Below are 17594 nucleotides of genomic sequence, written 5' to 3'. Positions count from 1 at the left end.
TTGTACCCCTTTCTGTTATTCAAAAATTTGTTCATTGTATTGATTTATTCACAATGTCTTGATTTAGTTTGTTCAGTGTATTATTCCCCCGTAAGGGTAGACACACTTTTCTCTTCATATCTTCAATTTCCCGGACAGCTACCTTTACCCCATAGACCGAGGACATCATCTTGCCGGTTACGACCTTTTCTACTTCTCCCAGCGCAACCAGCCTGCCCCCGGAAAGGGCCACAGCTCTGCTGCCCACCAGGAAAGCATGGTCCGGCATGTGGGTGTTCATCACAATAGACATCCCCAGGGCAGCAAGCCGCTGCACCGTTTCCAGCACAAGGACCTGGTTACCAAAATCAAGGTGGGAAGTCGGCTCGTCCAGTAAAAGCAGAGAAGGCTTCTGGACAAGAGCCCGGGCTATCAGAACCATTTGACCCTGCCCGCCACTGAGACTGGCAACCTGCCTTTCCGCAAGCTCCGAAAGCCCTACCACTGCAAGCGACTCCCTTGCAAGCTCCATATCTTCAGCACAGGGGGATGCAAACACGGAAAGATGAGGAGCCCGGCCCATTACCACAAAATCCAGCACGGTAAAAGGAAACACCACCTCATTCTGCTGGGGCACATAACCTATATGCCGGGCAATGTCCTTTACCCCGAGAAAAGCCGTATCTTTACCCAGAATTCGGACAGCTCCGGCAGTCGGCTTGAGAATCCCTGCAATGCACTTGATCAATGTGGATTTTCCCGCCCCGTTCGGGCCCAGGATGCACATAACCTCCCCCTTTTTTAACGAGAAAGAGACGTTCTCAAAGACCGGCCCGTTTCCATAGGAAAAAGCAAGGGAGTTCACTTCCAGCATCAATTCCATCCCATGCGCCCCCTCCGGATAAGATATGCAAACAAAGGAGCGCCTACCAGGGAAGTAAGGATTCCCAGGGGAATCTCCGTAGCGACAATCGTCCTTGACAGATCATCCACAAGTAGCATAAACGAAGCCCCGATGACCGCGCTCATGGGCAGCAGGCGGCTGTAGTTGGGACCAACTATCATCCTTGAAATATGAGGCACGACCAGCCCGACCCAGCCAATAACACCGCTGATGCTGACTGCTGCTGAAGTTAAAAGGGTTGCACAAACAATGATAACCAAACGCATTTTTTCCACGTTCATCCCCAGGGCTTTAGCTTCCTCGTCTCCGAGAGCCAGGATATTGATCCTCCACCTGAGAAGAAACAGCACCAGAGCTCCAACAAACATGGGCATAATTATGTAGAGCAGATCCCCGTACCTGACATTAGCAAGGCTTCCCATAAGCCAGAATACTATCGTGGGAAGTTCATCATAAGGGTCTGCAACGTATTTTACCAGTGAGGTAAGCGCCGTGAAAATAGAGCTCACGATTATTCCTGAAAGCACGAAGACCAGAGTTCCCGAACCTTTACTGGCTTTCCCCATACTTATGGCGAGAAACATCACCAGCAATCCGAAAGCAAAAGCCATCAACTGTATAAGCAGGTAATTATCCCACAGAAGTATTGCCAGGCATGCTCCGAAACCCGCACCTGCACCCACTCCCAGGATATAGGGAGAGACAAGGGGATTCCTGAAAATCCCCTGAAAAGAGGCCCCGGCTGTGGAAAGTGCAGTTCCTACCAGCAAAGCTGCAAGTATCCTGGGCAGCCTTACATTGAACAGGACCGTGTGTTGAGTAGAAACCGAAGCAGGGGTGCCAAAAAAGAGAGATGAAAAAGCTTTCATACTCTCATCCACAACCGACAAGACCGAAATCTGATATCTCCCTACAAAAAGAGAGCCTATGAGTAAGGCGAGGGGAAGCATGTACACCAGAGCAGTGCGGGAATTCTTGCATTCAGGCATGGGTGCACCTCAAAAAATGTCTGGGCCAGATCCCGGAAGTGGGCCTGTGAAAAGACCTGTTAGGCGTGGCCTCCTCAAACGGCATGCCGTAAAACTGCAGGTAGAACTCGTCTGCTTCTTTCCTCAGGTCGATTCCTGAGTTTCCGGGATTCAATTTGTCTGCTATGTACATGAGCCCCAGTATCCAGCGAGGGCTTCCGAAATCCCAGGAGGGTGGGACTGCATAAATCCGCTGCTGTTTTACAGCATCCGCATGTATACCGTATTCCCGGCAGAGGGCATAGAATTCATCTAGAGGGCGGGAAAGGAAACCGGAGATGAAAATTGTGTCAGGATTATGTTCATTGATAAAGAAAGGAGAAACATTTACACCCGGTTTGCCTTCCTTTCGGAGCTGCTTATTGATGCTCACATCCCCGGAAAATGTCACAAGGTTGTTTTCCATTCTCCCGGCGTTCAGGGCAAAGAGAGGAGAGCCCATGCAGTAATACACCTTATGATTGCTGTTTTTTGCTGCGAGAGCCTTGACAAGCTCCAGGCGTGTACGGATAAAGGAAATAAGCTCTTCTCCTTTTTCCGGCATATTAGCCTTTTCCGCGATTAGCCTGACAAAATCAAGATAAGCGTAAGGCTGCTGGATCATATGGTGTACCTGCATAAGGGTCCCGGAATCGGAGATTTCTCTCCAGACATCTATTAACCTGGAATCGTCCAGTATTCCCAGACATGTAAGTACTCCATGGACCATCCCGAAAGCCCGGCTTATCCGGTATCCGCCCATGAAGCCTTCCTCATTGAAACGTTCAACGGTAGTTGTCCCTTTAACAGACACAGTCTTCCCACAATCACAGGCATAAGTTACCCAGGGCCTTACTGGTCTCGAACCCATGGGCCCGTAAAACTCCCGTTCTGTCAGGAGACTGCCGCATTCCGGACAGTAAGTATTCAATAGTTCCGTACCCGGAGAATTGAAGAGATAAACATAATCCACATACTTACGCAAATCAGCGCACAGGCTCTCCGCCTCTCCTACAGAGGGTTCAAGCTCAATAGGAGCATCCCCGAAGGGAATGAATCTCATGACCTGAACCGGAATGGTGGGGGAGATGTCGGACACCATTTCTGCAACCTTTATCACGTCGGTTTCATTTCCCCATGAATAAACAACCGAAGTTTCAACATGCACTCCCATGTCAAAAAGCCGGGAAATATTGCGGAAAACGGGAGCTGATGAAGGGACTCCGCAGCTTATGTAACTTTTGTCAGAATAACCTTTGATTCCGACATTCATGAAATCCACAAGCTGCCCGAGCTTGTTCAAAGTCTCTTCTGTGAAATAGCAGTTTGTGGAACAGCCTGCGAGCAAACCCTGTTCTTTTGCCTGCACTGCTAGGTCCCTGAACAGGTAATAATTTGCAGCAGGCTCATTCAGTGTGGAAACCACGCCAAGACAATCCTGCTGCAGGGCTCTTTCCACGACCTGAGAGGGAATTAAGGTGGAACGGGAAAGAGGTTTGTCCGATGCCAACAAGCGAGCCACACACCCTGAACACTGGAAATTGCAGCCCGTGCCGAATACCTGAAGGAACTTACCTGAGGGATAATAATGAAGCAAAGGAATCGTTTCTATGGAAACAGGATATGCTCCAAGGTATCCCATCCCAGGGTCCTGGACTATGGTATCGCCGGCACAGACATAAGTCCCACACCTACCCCGGCTGTATTCATCGATTTCGCACCCGAACTCACACACATTGCACTGCATTTTTTAACCTCCTTTCCTAATCTCCATTACTTTCCCTTGTTCAGAACCACCCAGAAGCCGGAATCGTCCTTAACCACCCGGCAGGGGATTTCAGTCCGTTCCCCGGTTTCCCGTATGGTCCGAATCATTGCCGGGCTAAGGCGCTTTTTTGAAGCGGTATGCCAGTCCGGGTCTATTTCTACCATTTTTTCAGAGATCTTCAATTTCAATTCCTTTGTGCCGAACCCGCCCCCTATCCATGCCTGTCCTCCCGGAGCAAGGACACGGGAAATTTCCCTAAAAGCCACAGGCAGGTCTTTCCAGAAAAATACGGAGCCGCGGCTTACTATGAGGGATGCGGAGTTATCCCTGAAGGGAAGCAGATGGACATCTGCCTGTAAAGGAACAACTTTATCTGAAAGGAAGTGACGGTGAGCTTTGTCCTTTGAAAGCCTGCACATTTCCGTTGAAAAATCAACCCCATAGACCTGCATATCCGTGAGTTCCGCAACAGCGATTCCCAAGGAGGCAATGCCACATCCCAGATCCAGGCACATGCCCTGATTTATCCCGCTTTGACCAATGATGTGAGCCGCTATTACAGGGTAAATGGGAGCAAAGATGTGCTCGGCAATATAGGGAAAAACCGGAGATTTGCCATTTTCGTCCACTTTCAGGCCTCTGCTGCAGGATTCAGGAGCGTATTCAGTTGTTCATCCGTAAGCTCGTAGTGGAAGAATTCCGAGTAGAACTCACGGGTCAGCCCGGAGAGATCCATATCTGCAAAAAGGTCAGGATACAGCATTTTTGCAGTCCAGGCAGTCCCTATTATGAGGTGAGGACCCTGAGGCCTATCGATCCAGCAGAAAGGATTCTGAGGGGCAAGGTATACCCTTTTGTTCCGTACAGCATCCACGCTTTCCCATAGAGAATCAGAATATACGGATGCGTAAAACTGCGGATTGGAAGTGAGAATTACCTCGGGGTTCCAGTCCATGACCTGTTCTATTGAGACCTGGGTCATACCGCTTCCCGGAGTTAACGGACAGTCGGCAACATTGATACCCCCACAAATATCAATAACCTGGGAGTGCTGAGAACCTGAGGGATCGGTCATCAGACCTTTCGGCCCCTCAGCATAGTAAACCCGTACTTTTTCATCATCGGGAATATCTTTTACAGTGCTATTGAGCTCGTTGAGAATTGAACTCCGGAACTCGATCAGTTTTTCCGCCTGGGCTTCGCAGTCAAGCAACTTACCCACATATTCGATGGTAGGATCGGATTGTGTCACGAAGATGATAGAGCCATTAATACCAACCACCGGAATGCTGCCGAAACTTTCTTGTCTGCGTTCTATGGCTTCATTGATCTGTCCGTCCGTGGTGTATCCTTCAATTACAATATCAGGGTCCACGCTGATTATAGTTTCATAGTTCCCGGTCTGGGTCCCGAACCAGCCCCCTATTACGGACAGATTTGTGTAATTTTCATCCATAAAAAGTTGGGTAAAATTGTTTTTGAAATTCCAGCCTGCAAGTTTGTCCGGCGCAAGCATATACACGAGGATAGTGGCAGGCGGAGAAGTGGCAACTACCGAGGAGATTTTCGCCGGTACTGTTAGCTGCCTGCCCAACATATCGGGCATCTGCACAATGTTTGAGTTCTGAAGCATAGTGCTTGAATTTTGCACAGCCTGTTGATTCGTATTTTCTGCACATCCACAGGATGCAACAACCAGAACCAGCAGAGAGAGTATCAATATCGTACCTATTTTTCCACGCATAGAAATCCCTACAGACTTATTATAGTTTAATCGTTATGTTCGGATAAACATAATGGTATAAAAATATATTCAATTGTTAAATAGATATACATTTACTGGGATTGGAAAACGCTAATGAATCTGTTTTTTGGAGAACTTCTACGTTTTTACGGCTTACTGAAGGTTTTCAGAAAATAACCTCATTATCATTTTATGAAGTATTCTCAGCACAGCACATAAGGAAGACGGTAACCTATTTCCTAGTCATATGATAAATAAATATCTATTCGAGAACAATTAGAATTTTTAGGATAACACAACACAACCTGGAAAAAAGAAAAATCATTTGGACTGCTTGCTATCGAATTTACGGGACTTTAACCTGAGTGACAGGAAAAAACCAGTTCAAGAGTGACAGGAAAAAACCAGTTCAATGATGAAAAAGAGATATGAAAAAAGAAAAAAGAAAAACACGGTACTGCACCGTATATTACCAGTCCTTTAAATCGTCCCGGCCCCATTCAACTCGCGTTTTCCTGTTCAAATTCTTTCCTCACGTCAACCGGAACCCTGTTAAAAGGGCATCCAAAATAAATACAGCGAGAGCACTCATACCGCCATATTGTCAGCAAGAAAAGCAAAATCGAAATGGAGTAAGCCCCCAGCAGAAACGGCTCTTTCAAAAGCCAGGGAAACGGAAAGAGAATCACGATTATGAACCCCAGCGTGGTGATAACAAGCTCGAATTTTCCCGGAGGGTACGGCCTGTGCCTGAAATGCTTAGGCCAGCCCCAATTCATCATGCACATCAACCGTTTTCCTTCCCCTCCATAGTAAGGACAATGAGTACAGAAAAAACGCTGTTCCAGAATATTAAAGTGGAAAAAAACTATGAAAATATAGGCAAGAAGCCACCCTGTTGAACTGATACCGATTGCAAGCCCCGCCGAAAAGAGAAGAACAAAGGTCACAAAGTTCCAGTAGAGAAAGTCCTTAAATTCATGTTTTGTTCGTAGGGAAGTACATCGGTCTGAACCTGGCTCTCGAATCCCTTTTCCGGAAGGCTCAAAGTTCGCGGAAAGCCTATCCCCGTTCTCAAACTCTTTTTTGACACCGGAAGGCACCCGATTCATAGGGCATTCAAAGTTAATGCAGCGAATGCACTCATACCTTCTTGCTGTCAAAAAGAACAGCGCCCAGGAAAAAACATATCCCCCCAGCAGCAGAGGATCCCTGACCAGCCAGTAAACCGGAAAGAAAAACATGGGAAGGGCTCCGAGCACGGTCATAGCCTTTTCAAAAGGGCTGTGAGGTCCGGGACAGGCTTTGAAAATCTTTGGCACTCCCGAAAGCATCATGCACTTTACGTAGCCCTTGCTTCTTATGTAGTAACGACAGTGGGTACAGGCAAAGCGAAATTCGATTACCAGGAAGAAAAAGAGAGCTATTCCGATGTAAACTGCAACCCATTTGAGCGAATCCCTGGCAATTGCTATGGAACCTATTAAGAAAGGGATCATGTTGAAGAAGTTCCAGTAGAGACGGTCTCTTGTAGAATGATTTATTTTGAGGGGGATGCCGGAATTCATAGGAGACATGGAGGAGTTTTTGTGAAGGAAAGGTAAAAAGGTTATGATTGCCTCCCAAATGCCTATTTGTTTACTTTTCCAGCATCCACTTCCAGAGCGGAATGTATGTGATCCCGTTTTCGGTTTTGTCAGTATCTTTTGTCAGCAGGATGAATTCTTTTATACGGGAAGCAAATTCCTCCTTCACAGAGAACTTCTTGAGGGCACTGACCTCTCTTTCAGCAATACTGTCGCTGTACGTGACATTGATTACAGTCAACGAATCGTCATCTCCCTTCACCACAAAATCTACCTCACCCCCGTTTTTCCAGTAATATACCTCTTTTTCCCGGCGCATGAGCTCAAGGAAAACCAGGTTTTCGGCAAGCCTGCCTTCGTCCTTTGAAAAGGTAAAAGACACGGCGTTTCGAAGTCCATTATCGAGACAGTAAACCTTTTTCGGATTTATTGCCTGTGCCTTTAACGAGTAGCTGAAGAGGGGCAGAAAATAAACCAGAGAGATATCTTCAAGGTGGGAAAGGTATCCCAGAATTGTGCCTTTTGAGACTTCCTGATCCTGCTTTATCGCTTTGTAATAGGAAGTTACACTGAAAGGATTCCCGATGTTTGTAACCAAGTATTTTGTGAGAGCTTTGAGCAGGGTGGTGTTCCGGATAGAGAAGCGTTCCACAAGATCCCTATAGATCATCATTTCAAAGTAATCCTGAAGAATCTTCTTCCGGAGTTCCGGGGCTTCGAGCACGACTTCGGGAAAGCCCCCTTCATAGAGATATTCCTCAAAAAGCTTCTTGAGTTCAAAACGCTGCTTAGAGTACTCAAAATCCCGAACAGGCTCAACTCCCCGGAAAGCAAGATACTCCCGGAAATCCAGGGGATAGAGGTAAAAAGAAAGAGTCCGGCCTCTGAGGCTTGTTGCAAGCTCCTTAGAGAGCATCTTCGAACTCGATCCCGTCAAAAAGAGCTTCAAATCCCCCCTATCATAGAGCCTGCGCACATAGACTTCCCAGCCCGGAACATTCTGCACCTCATCAAAAAAGAGATATAGCTCCCGATCCACATTTTCAGGGTAGAGTTCATAATAGGCTTCAAGGATTGAGTTCAAGTCCTTAACATCCAGCGGCAGAATCCTCTCGTCCTCGAAGTTGATGTAAAGAATCCGTCCTCTCCCCACCTTCTTTTCCAGTTCCCCTACCATCTGGAAAAAGTAAGAAGTCTTTCCTATCCGCCTTGCCCCTATCAGACTTACAATCATCCGGGTTTCCGGAATTTCAAGGGCACGGGGATAAATTTCAGGGAGCTTTCTTTCGTGGAACTCCTTTATGAGGTATTTGAAAAGCTCCTTTTTTTCCATGGTCTTCTATAGGAGACCATTTTACTTAAAATTTAGTCTTATATAGAATACTAATTTTGCCATATTCTGGTCTTTCATAAAAGACCACCATGAGAAAGATCCTGTATTTCCCGGCTTAATCCGGTAAAAAGCAAGCAAAAAACAGACCAAAAACTTCACCCATACTGCGGGAATAGCTTATTCCCGTCTGTCTTTTCCCGTTCGCAAGCGAACGGTCTGAGCCGTACAACAACAGAAATGGAACAATAAATAATAAGAGAAATCAACATAAAACCATAATATATCACTAAATGAGGGGCAAGAAAATGAAAGGAAACAAGCCCAGAATAAAGCTTTACATAGCCTGCAGCCTCGACGGCTTCATAGCCCGGGAAAACGGCAGCATAGACTGGCTAACAGAATACGAAAAAAACCCTGGAACCGACTACGGCTATTCCGAATTTTACTCCTCGATCGGCACGGTCCTTATGGGCAGAAAAACCTACGAACAGGTATTGGGCTTCGGAGACTGGCCTTACGGAGAGAAGAAAGCGTATGTTTTTACAAGACAAGAAGAGCTCCTGCGCCGCGAAAAAAACGTAGAATTTATTTCCGGAGACATCGGGGAGTTTGCGCGCCAGCTAAAGGAAAATACTGAGGAAGATATCTGGCTTGTGGGCGGTTCACAGCTTATCAAGGTGTTTCTCGAAGAAGACCTTGTGCAGGATTTGATTGTTTTCTTTGTTCCGGTTATTCTTGGAAGTGGGATTCCACTGTTTGACCAGATTCAAAAGGAAATCGGGCTCAAGTTGATTAATACGGAGAGGTATGAGAGCGGACTAGTGAGGGTGGAGTACGAAATTGAGATACACATAACAAAATAACAAACTATAACAAGACAGACACTCAAAGTTTTTAATGAAATAATATAGCCTTTTGAGTGATCTAATGGTAATTCCAGATTATCAATCCGTAATGCTTCCTTTGCTAAAATATGCAGGAGACGGAAAAGAGCATAGAATCCGCGATGCGGTAGAAAAGCTAGCCGAAGAATTCAGGCTAAGTGAAGAGGAAAGAAATGAGCTTCTGCCAAGCGGCCAGCAGGTTATTTTTAAGAACAGAGTAGGATGGGCTACACTTATCTGAAAAAAGCTGGACTATTGAATTCCGGAAAAAAGGGATATTTTTCTATTACCCGGAGAGGATTGGATGTTCTGAGAGAGAAACCTCCTTCCATTGATGTCAATTTTTTGAAGCGATACGAAGAGTTTAACGGATTTTACAACAAAGATAAACAGCCTGTGATCGATAAGCCAGATGTTCCTGAAATAGAACGAAAAAAAGATCTTGATCCTGAAGAGTCCCTCGAAATCGCATACCAGAAACTTCACAACGAACTCGTTTCCGAAATTCTCTCGATCATAAAAAAATGCTCAGCCAGATTCTTTGAATCACTGGTCGTTGATGTCCTAACAAAAATGGGATACGGTGGTTCAAGAGCTGATGCCGGGAAAGCGGTTGGCAAAAGTCATGATGGTGGAATCGACGGCATCATAAAAGAAGATAGACTTGGGCTTGATGTCATCTACATACAGGCAAAAAGATGGGAAGGAACAGTCGCAAGACCTGAAATCCAGAAATTTGCCGGAGCCCTGATCGGGAAAAAGGCGAAAAAAGGAGTTTTTATAACGACTTCAAGTTTTTCAAAAGAGGCTATTGAATATGCCGACTTTACAGGGAATATTGTATTGATTGAGGGAGAAATGCTTGCAAGGCTGATGATTGAATATGGAGTAGGAGTTTCGAAAGTAAAGTCTTATGATGTTAAAAAAATGGATACGGATTATTTTGAAGATGGAGTGATCTGAATATTGGGCATTCGTCTCACAAGAAGCATCATACTTCTGATTCGTTTGGAAGTTAAGCATAAACATGTAACTTATTGAAACTGTAATAAAGAATCAAAGATCTTTATTAATGGCAACTACAGTACAAGCAACTGCAGTAATGGCAAAATCTAAGCTTCATTCATTTTCATTGAAACTAATTTAGTAAAATTTATTTCAATAAATATATATACACGAAACTCACTCATTAGTTTGAAATCAAACTAAAATCGCATCCAAAAACATGCCAATTATAAATATCCCCAAACAGATATTTAAAAGGCTGCTGCGAATTTAAAATATGGGGATTGCAGCAGAAGGCAGGATAATACTTTTTATATAAAAATTGAACTTCCAATCTAGGAAATAAATTTTCCACTTTATAGAATTTAAGGGCTTTTTTAGATAAAATAGAAATGGTAAATGATACAAAACGGAAAATCTGCCATATGGAAGATAAAAAATATATATATGCAATCAGAGTATATACTATTGGTTCTACCTGATCTAACTTATAGAAAGAAACAAAGACAGATAAATCAAAAGACTGAAAACCCAGACGTTAGCCTGGGAGGATGTCGTGTGAGAAGTCATGAAGAACATGTTTAAAACCACAATTCTGCTTGCTTCCCTTACAGGGCTTCTGGTCCTTATCGGAAACTACTTCGGTGGGACGGGCGGGATGATCATCGCATTCTTGTTTGCGGTCGTCATAAACTTTGGGAGTTACTGGTACAGCGATACGATCGTGCTGAAAATGTACAGGGCAAGGGAGGTTACTCCGGCGGAGTCTCCAAACCTGCACAAGATCGTGAGCGACCTTGCAATGAAGGGAGGACTTCCGAAACCTAAGGTTTATATCGTTGAGTCCGGGATGCCGAATGCGTTTGCAACAGGCAGGAACCCAAAGCATGCAGCGGTGGCTGTTACGACCGGAATTCTCAACCTGCTCTCGAATGAAGAGATCGAAGGGGTGCTGGCCCATGAGCTGGCTCACGTCAAAAATCGCGATACCCTTATCAGTGCAGTGGCTGCAACAATTGCCGGTGTCATCACAATGCTGGCTACTTGGGCCCGCTGGGCTGCAATCTTTGGCGGCTTTGGCGGCAGGGATGACGACAACGGTGGAATAGTAGGCTTTATCGTAATGGCTGTGCTTGCCCCACTGGCTGCAACCCTGATCCAGCTTGCAATCTCCCGTTCAAGGGAGTTTGCTGCAGATTACGAGGGCGCCAGGATGTGCAAAAAACCCTGGGCACTTGCAAATGCCCTGGAAAAACTGGAATACGGAAACTCTCACTTCCAGCCGAGCATCAGGGACGTACAGGCAAAAGAGACTACCGCACATATGTTTATTGTAAACCCCCTCAAGGGTGGAGTGCTCCAGTCTCTCTTCAGAACCCACCCGGTAACCGATGAGCGTGTAAAGCGCCTGAGGGCAATGAGATTCTAAAACCCTCAAAATCTCTTTTTTACTTTTTGCTTTTTGTTTTTTCTTGACCTCTTGAATAATTTATTCATTTTTCAGATCTTATTTCTTAATCTCGTTTTCTGCCTCATATTCTCTCTGAAAGCTTGTTCGGTATTTTTTTAAATTATGCATGCCATATGTTATCAGATTGCACAAAGAATATTAAGACTTCGCAGGAGAAAAAGCACTTATAAAAGAAAGTGATAGATAAAGTGGAAAGGACGAATAGTCAATAATAAATTATTATGATGATTATCAATACCCTATCTTAACCTGATTGGGGGATTTTCTATGGAAGACAAGTTTGAGATTGGCAGGATCATCAGAGCAAAAAACATCTCTGATGCATGGTACCGCGGGCTTAACATCATCTGGAACCACGGGCAGGTAATTACCGACGAAAGGGGAAGCCAGATAAGGGAATTCATGGACTTGATGGTGGTAATCAAAAACCCCTATAAGGACAGAATTCCCAAAGATACCGCCTGGAACGAAGAAAGGCTCGAAGAGTATGCAAAACAGCTAATCTCGGGCGAAAATGCACAGGACTTTGAGTACACCTACGGGCAGCGCCTCAGAAACTGGAATGAAGAAGTAGACCAGATCGAATACGTAATCGAGAAACTTCAGGAAAGCCCCACTTCCCGTCGGGCTACAGCTGTCACCTGGATTCCGCCCGTGGACACGAAAGTCAATGAAGTCCCCTGCATGATCCTTGACGATTTCAAGATCAGGGACGGAAAAGTCCACCTCACAACCCTCTTCAGGAGCCACGACTTCGGAGGAGCCTACCCTGCAAACCTTTACGGGCTCTCGAAACTCCTTGAATACGTTGCCGGAAGAGTAGGAGTGGAGCCGGGAACAATCACCACGGTCAGTATTTCAGCCCATGTCTACGACCACGATTGGGACATGGTAGAAAATATTGTGAAAGGCGTGTACTGAATCTCAAATTATACGAATTGAGATAGAAAAACTTTATAAGAGTAAGTATTACGAGGATATCAGAGTGAACTACCCCTAAGCTAAAGACTTAGCGGATTCTCACTTCATAGAAGACCATCGGCATCTCCATGAGCGTTAATTCGGGCTATAACATCCCTACTGAGTTCTGTCCATTCATCCGTTTCAGCTTTACATGAATACGAACCTGGTACAGTGGATTTATTCAAGACCTATCGAACCTGATGGTAAACTTTTGGAAAAAGGTTGCTTGATTTTCACATATCTTTATCTAATAAAATATTAGACGATGGCACATATGAAGGCAACGCAGATCAAAAATAATGTTGAGGAAGTTGATGTTTATATCCCATGAAATTAAGATTTCATGGGTTTTACGCTTCTTCCTATAAATATTCCATTTAAATGTCAGAAAAAACAGTATAAAATAAACAGTAGAAAAACCCGGAGTCCTGTTGTAAATGCGTGTTTCGATCAATAAATCATCAATTAAAGGGGAAGTCTTTGCACCCCCTTCAAAGAGTTATACTCACAGAGCCATAACCCTGGCAGCCCTATCTAAAGGAGCAGTTATCCACCGCCCCCTGCTTTCCACTGACACTCTCGCTACCATTCATGCCTCCAGGATGTTCGGAGCGTCCATAGAACAGAAGGGAGATGACCTCTTCATCCAGGGAGTGAATGGAAAGCCCAGGGTTCCGGACGATGTAATTGATGCCGCAAACTCCGGGACAACCCTCCGCTTCATGACGGCAATTGCAGCCCTCACTGAAGGGATCACCGTAATTACTGGAGATGCTTCCCTTCGTACAAGGCCTAATGGTCCTCTCCTTGAGGTCCTTAACAGGCTGGGAGTAAAAGCTTTCTCGACTCGCGGAAACGAAAGAGCTCCAATTGTGGTTAAAGGGGGGCTTGGGGGGGCTATTGTGAAAATTGACGGTTCTATCAGCTCCCAATTTATCTCTGCCCTCCTTATAGCCTGCCCCCTGGCTAAAAACAGCACCACCCTCTCAATCGTCGGAGAGCTAAAATCAAAGCCCTATGTTGACGTGACCCTGGAAATGCTCGAACTGGCAGGAGTCAAAATCCATACAGATGATAATAACGGTATCAGATTCATCATCCCTGGAAAACAGAAATATAATCTCAAAGAATATACCATCCCAGGTGATTTTTCCTCTGCTTCCTACCTGCTTGCAGCTGCAGCCATGACCGAGGGGTCCGAAATTACGGTTAAAAACCTCTTCCCCTCAAAACAGGGAGACAGAGTAATTATTGAAACCCTTAAACAGATGGGAGCAGACATCGAATGGGACAGAGAAGCCGGTACTGTGACCGTCAGGGGAGGACGAAAATTAAAAGCCATTACCTTTGATGCCGGAGCAACCCCTGACCTTGTCCCGACTGTTGCTGTCCTGGCTTCGGTTGCCGAAGGGGTGAGCAGGATAGAAAATGCCGAGCATGTCCGCTACAAGGAAACCGATAGGCTTCGCGCCCTTGCAATTGAACTCCCGAAACTTGGAGTCCGGCTTAAGGAAGAAAAAGACAGCCTGACCATCACCGGGGGAGAACTAAAAGGGGCAGCAGTCCACGGCTGGGATGACCACAGGATTGTTATGTCTCTTGCACTTGCAGGGATGGTAGCAGGAAATACAACAATTGACACAACCGAGTCCGTAGCGATCTCTTACCCGGACTTCTTTAAAGATATGTCCAGGCTTGGAGTAAAAATTGACCAGACTGAAGAAGAATAAGTTGAAAATACAATCTAGATTTCTAAATGCAGATTAGACATAGATTAGATGCAGATTAGATGCGGATTAAACAGATTTTATTTAACTTTAATAACTGATCATGAGAGAAATCCTCAGACTTTCAGTATTTTCTTTTTTGAATTAACCTCCAATCGGTCAAAGAAATCATTTACCTTGTAAATGAATCTGAACCAAAATTCAGGAATAATAAGAATGGCATAACTTTTATACAAAATATCCATATTTAACCATATGGAAATAAGGTGTAGGTGTGGAGATACGTCGTGTATAAGGCCTATTTCGGAAGCATTAAAAGACATTGAATTATTCTACAAACCATGCAACGATTGCAAAACAGAAAAAATAAGGAAATTCTCTCCCCTGGCAGAACAGATTAACTTAGATGAAATAGATTCCCATTTTGGAAGTTGTAAATGCAGGAAGAGGCAACTTGATATTGTAATGTCTCACGTACTAAAAGTAATGATCGATGAAGGAATAAAAGAAAAAAAAGCTAATTTAAGGAATGCATGTGTTCCTCTTGTGACTCCTGGCTATCCGACTAATTCTGTTCCCTATTTGCCTGAGGATTCTTTGGTAATATTATCTAAAGAAATGGATAAAAGATGCGCTGAAAAAATTGTAAAAGAAGTAGGGGAAGTTAAAGGGGTTTTAAAGGGAGATATAAGAAAAACTGTGGGTATAAAAGACTCTGATTCTGATTCTCATGTATATGAACTTCTTGCTGGATGCGATTTGAGATGTGATATTATACAGACTCCTTATGGGGCTTTAGGAATATACAAATATCAGCGTGAAATTCATATAGAGTTTCCACAGGTAAACTCACCGAAAATAGAGATACTTGAAAAAGCTTTGAAAGATTATGATAGACCTACTGTTCTTGATTGTACTTGTGGTCCCGGGACTTTAGGAATCGCATGCCTTAAAGCCGGAGTGCAGAAAGTTGTTTTTAATGATATATGGAATCCTGCAATAGAGACTACTTTGATTAATTTGGAAGCAAATGGATTTCCAGTCAAATTTTCAGGCAGTGAAGAAGAATTAATAGCATCTGGAGACAAATTTGAAGTTTATAGTATGGATATCAGAGAATTAGCGAATTGTTTAGATGAAAAATTTGATATTTGTATTATAGATACATTTCCTGGTGTGGACACAATAGAATTTGTGGAAGCTGCAAACAAGTTAGGCAAAAAAGTTGTCGTGATTTGAAGGAGGATTATATGAATTTGGAATGGAAAGAATACTGTCAACACATCTACATTTTTTGAATGAACGAAAAGAAGCAACTTCCCGTAAAATCGCCCTCTTGAGTGTAGCGAAAAGAACCGTATACTGTTGCACTTGCAGTGCAACTCCCAGAAAATCTCCGATTTCCTGAGATCCCAAAGCGCAATTCGGGCGAAGTGCAATTCGGGAAAAAGAGAAAAAAGCAGGCCCGAAGGCCTACTCTGTTTTAAAGTGTTTAATTTATTGAGTTTACTTTGCCGGGATGATGAGGGATCTCTCACCAGCAGGCACAAACTCTCTGATGGCACCGCGGCCAAATTCTCTCCTGGGTGCGGTAAAGTCGAAGGGCAGGAGATCGTCGGCGAAGCAGACCTTGATCAGCGGGTTGACAGCGAATGCGTCTCCGCGGGTCGAGTGAGCTGCGGAAGCGATACCACCGTAGCCACCCTGGTGACCGACGTTCATTGCATAGTTGGGGTAGTTTGGACCACGCAGTTCGCCTGCGAGACCTTCGTCACCCTGGTAGGTACAGATGTTGGTTGCACCGCACTGGTCCTGCAGGTCGAATCCGAAGAAGCCGAGACGGCCCCATGCTTCCTTGTGGACATACATGGAGAGGTACCAGCCTGAGAGACCGGCGTTTCCGTTTCCGGTTGCAAGAGCACATGCAACACCGGATGCAGCTGCGAGCACGGTTGCTCTCTGTGAACCACCGAAGTGGTCTTCAAGGGCGGTTGGGAACTTCTCGTAGGTCTCGATACCGTAGATTGTGGACTCGGTTGCGATGTCCTTTACGACATCGAGGCTGGCCTTTACGGTCGGCTGGCCCACTTCTGCTGCACCATTGTACTTGTCGTTGATGTAGTCAACGTCATAGTATGTGTTGTTGTCGAGGACATCATCGGTGTATGCAGCTGTTGCATACTGAGTGAAACCGACACCACCGGACATGTAGGATCCGAGCCAGATCTGGTCGTAGAGCATACATCCAGCACCGACTACCTCAAGGGAAACCTTTGCGGGATCTTCTGCTTTTACACGGCTGGTCTGGATGATATCTGCCATGTGACCGAAGGAAAGTCCACCGGGCTCGTTAGGACCACGTGCACGCCTTGCAGGGAGCATTTCACCCATGGAAACCAGAGATGCGTGCTTTGCAGCGAAGGACAGGTCAGCGACGGCTGCTTCACCAGCACACATGTTGTATGCGGAGATGAAAGACATACCGATCTGCATTGCAGCCCACCTGGAGGTCTGGGCACCATCAGTTGTCCTGGAGACAATTGTTGGGATGTGGATTGCCTGCCAGGTGGTCTTGCCGATGGAGGCCTTAAGCTGGGCAGCCTGCTCTTCATTGAACATCTTGTTGATGTTGATTACGTACTGCTTGTCGATTTCATCTGCAAGCTCGTCGTCACCGGTGAAGACCTTTACATAGCAGTCGTCAACAAGGGCAGGGTGGGTTTCGATCATCATTTCCTGAACCACTGCTGCACCGGGCATGGCGTGGTTGAGGGTCTCAAGATAGTGGTTGATGGTTTCAGGAGTAACTTCCTTACCCAGCCTCTTCTCGAGTGTCTCGTGAGCCATGTCAAGACCGACAATACAGGTTCTCCTGATGTCATCCCACATCTGCTGCATTGCAGAGTTGTTGACGTAGTGCAGGTCATCTGGCTCACAGACAATGTCAGTGCCAGAGATGGTGTAAGGAGTGATTGCACGCTGACCGAGGGGTGCACCGGTGTGCATCATCGGGTTGTAGCCTACAAGGCCTCTCTTCTCTGCGATTTCTTTTCCGGCCTTAATCATTTCGGCCTTTCTTGCGTCCTGTGCAGGTCCAAGCCTCAGGAACTTCTCGGTCTTGCCAGTGATGTCCGTTGTGGACTGCTGGTTTGAACCGAATTCCTGTGTGAACTTGACTTCCATTGACTTTTTGAATTTTGAGAAAATATCTGCTGACATTGTG

General features: G+C 45.3%; 15 protein-coding genes. 7 read left to right on the top strand and 8 right to left on the bottom strand.

Annotated features, from left to right (window positions below; all coding sequences use genetic code 11):
- Positions 1-31 precede the first annotated feature (31 nt).
- From MSWHS_RS00575 to MSWHS_RS00545, 7 genes are all read right to left on the bottom strand, one after another.
- Positions 32-862 carry an ABC transporter ATP-binding protein gene (locus tag MSWHS_RS00575; RefSeq protein WP_048158636.1) on the bottom strand — a complete coding sequence of 277 codons (831 nt, stop codon included), beginning with the start codon at positions 860-862 and terminating at the stop codon, positions 32-34.
- A complete protein-coding gene (locus MSWHS_RS00570) occupies positions 853-1872 on the bottom strand; it encodes an iron ABC transporter permease (protein WP_048125139.1) in 1020 nt (339 codons plus the stop codon). The genes MSWHS_RS00575 and MSWHS_RS00570 overlap by 10 nt, the downstream gene beginning before the upstream one ends.
- Positions 1865-3637: a radical SAM protein gene (locus tag MSWHS_RS00565; protein WP_048125137.1), complete on the bottom strand. Its 1773-nt coding sequence runs from the start codon at positions 3635-3637 to the stop codon at positions 1865-1867. Before MSWHS_RS00565 ends, MSWHS_RS00570 begins: the two co-directional genes overlap by 8 nt.
- A gap of 26 nt (positions 3638-3663) precedes the next feature.
- Positions 3664-4287, bottom strand: coding sequence for a class I SAM-dependent methyltransferase (locus MSWHS_RS00560; protein ID WP_048125135.1), 624 nt, complete (start codon positions 4285-4287; stop codon positions 3664-3666).
- 2 nt (positions 4288-4289) lie between these two features.
- Entirely contained in the window at positions 4290-5402 is a 1113-nt protein-coding gene (locus MSWHS_RS00555) for an iron ABC transporter substrate-binding protein (protein WP_048125133.1), read from the bottom strand.
- 500 nt (positions 5403-5902) lie between these two features.
- Positions 5903-6979 (bottom strand): hypothetical protein, encoded by a 1077-nt coding sequence (locus tag MSWHS_RS00550; RefSeq protein ID WP_048125131.1) that lies wholly within the window; start codon positions 6977-6979, stop codon positions 5903-5905.
- A gap of 61 nt (positions 6980-7040) precedes the next feature.
- Positions 7041-8321, bottom strand: a complete 1281-nt coding sequence (locus MSWHS_RS00545) for an ATP-binding protein (RefSeq protein WP_048125129.1) — start codon at positions 8319-8321, stop codon at positions 7041-7043.
- Positions 8322-8626: 305 nt separating this feature from the next.
- Here MSWHS_RS00545 and MSWHS_RS00540 point away from each other — a divergent pair, with 305 nt between their 5' ends.
- From MSWHS_RS00540 to MSWHS_RS00510, 7 genes are all read left to right on the top strand, one after another.
- Complete coding sequence (locus tag MSWHS_RS00540; RefSeq protein WP_048158635.1) at positions 8627-9184, top strand: dihydrofolate reductase family protein; 558 nt, start codon at positions 8627-8629, stop codon at positions 9182-9184.
- Positions 9185-9248: 64 nt separating this feature from the next.
- Positions 9249-9446, top strand: coding sequence for a winged helix-turn-helix domain-containing protein (locus tag MSWHS_RS21120; protein WP_231585524.1), 198 nt, complete (start codon positions 9249-9251; stop codon positions 9444-9446).
- 59 nt (positions 9447-9505) lie between these two features.
- The gene (locus MSWHS_RS00535; protein WP_231585523.1) at positions 9506-10168 is read left to right on the top strand and encodes a restriction endonuclease; all 663 of its coding nucleotides are present in this window, start codon (positions 9506-9508) and stop codon (positions 10166-10168) included.
- Positions 10169-10778: 610 nt separating this feature from the next.
- A complete protein-coding gene (gene htpX / locus MSWHS_RS00525; protein ID WP_048125122.1) occupies positions 10779-11639 on the top strand; it encodes a zinc metalloprotease HtpX in 861 nt (286 codons plus the stop codon).
- Positions 11640-11948: 309 nt separating this feature from the next.
- Entirely contained in the window at positions 11949-12602 is a 654-nt protein-coding gene (locus MSWHS_RS00520) for a thymidylate synthase (protein ID WP_048158634.1), read from the top strand.
- A gap of 479 nt (positions 12603-13081) precedes the next feature.
- Entirely contained in the window at positions 13082-14374 is a 1293-nt protein-coding gene (gene aroA / locus MSWHS_RS00515; protein ID WP_048125111.1) for a 3-phosphoshikimate 1-carboxyvinyltransferase, read from the top strand.
- Positions 14375-14626: 252 nt separating this feature from the next.
- Positions 14627-15610, top strand: a complete 984-nt coding sequence (locus tag MSWHS_RS00510; protein WP_048125109.1) for a 50S ribosomal protein L11 methyltransferase — start codon at positions 14627-14629, stop codon at positions 15608-15610.
- 267 nt (positions 15611-15877) lie between these two features.
- On the opposite strand, the gene mcrA is transcribed toward MSWHS_RS00510, so the two are convergent.
- Complete coding sequence (gene mcrA, locus MSWHS_RS00505) at positions 15878-17590, bottom strand: coenzyme-B sulfoethylthiotransferase subunit alpha (RefSeq protein WP_048125107.1); 1713 nt, start codon at positions 17588-17590, stop codon at positions 15878-15880.
- Positions 17591-17594: the final 4 nt, after the last annotated feature.

This window comes from Methanosarcina sp. WWM596, assembly GCF_000969965.1.
Classification (GTDB): domain Archaea; phylum Halobacteriota; class Methanosarcinia; order Methanosarcinales; family Methanosarcinaceae; genus Methanosarcina.
Note: the sequence above shows the minus strand (reverse complement) of the source record. Positions and strands in the feature narration are given on the sequence as shown.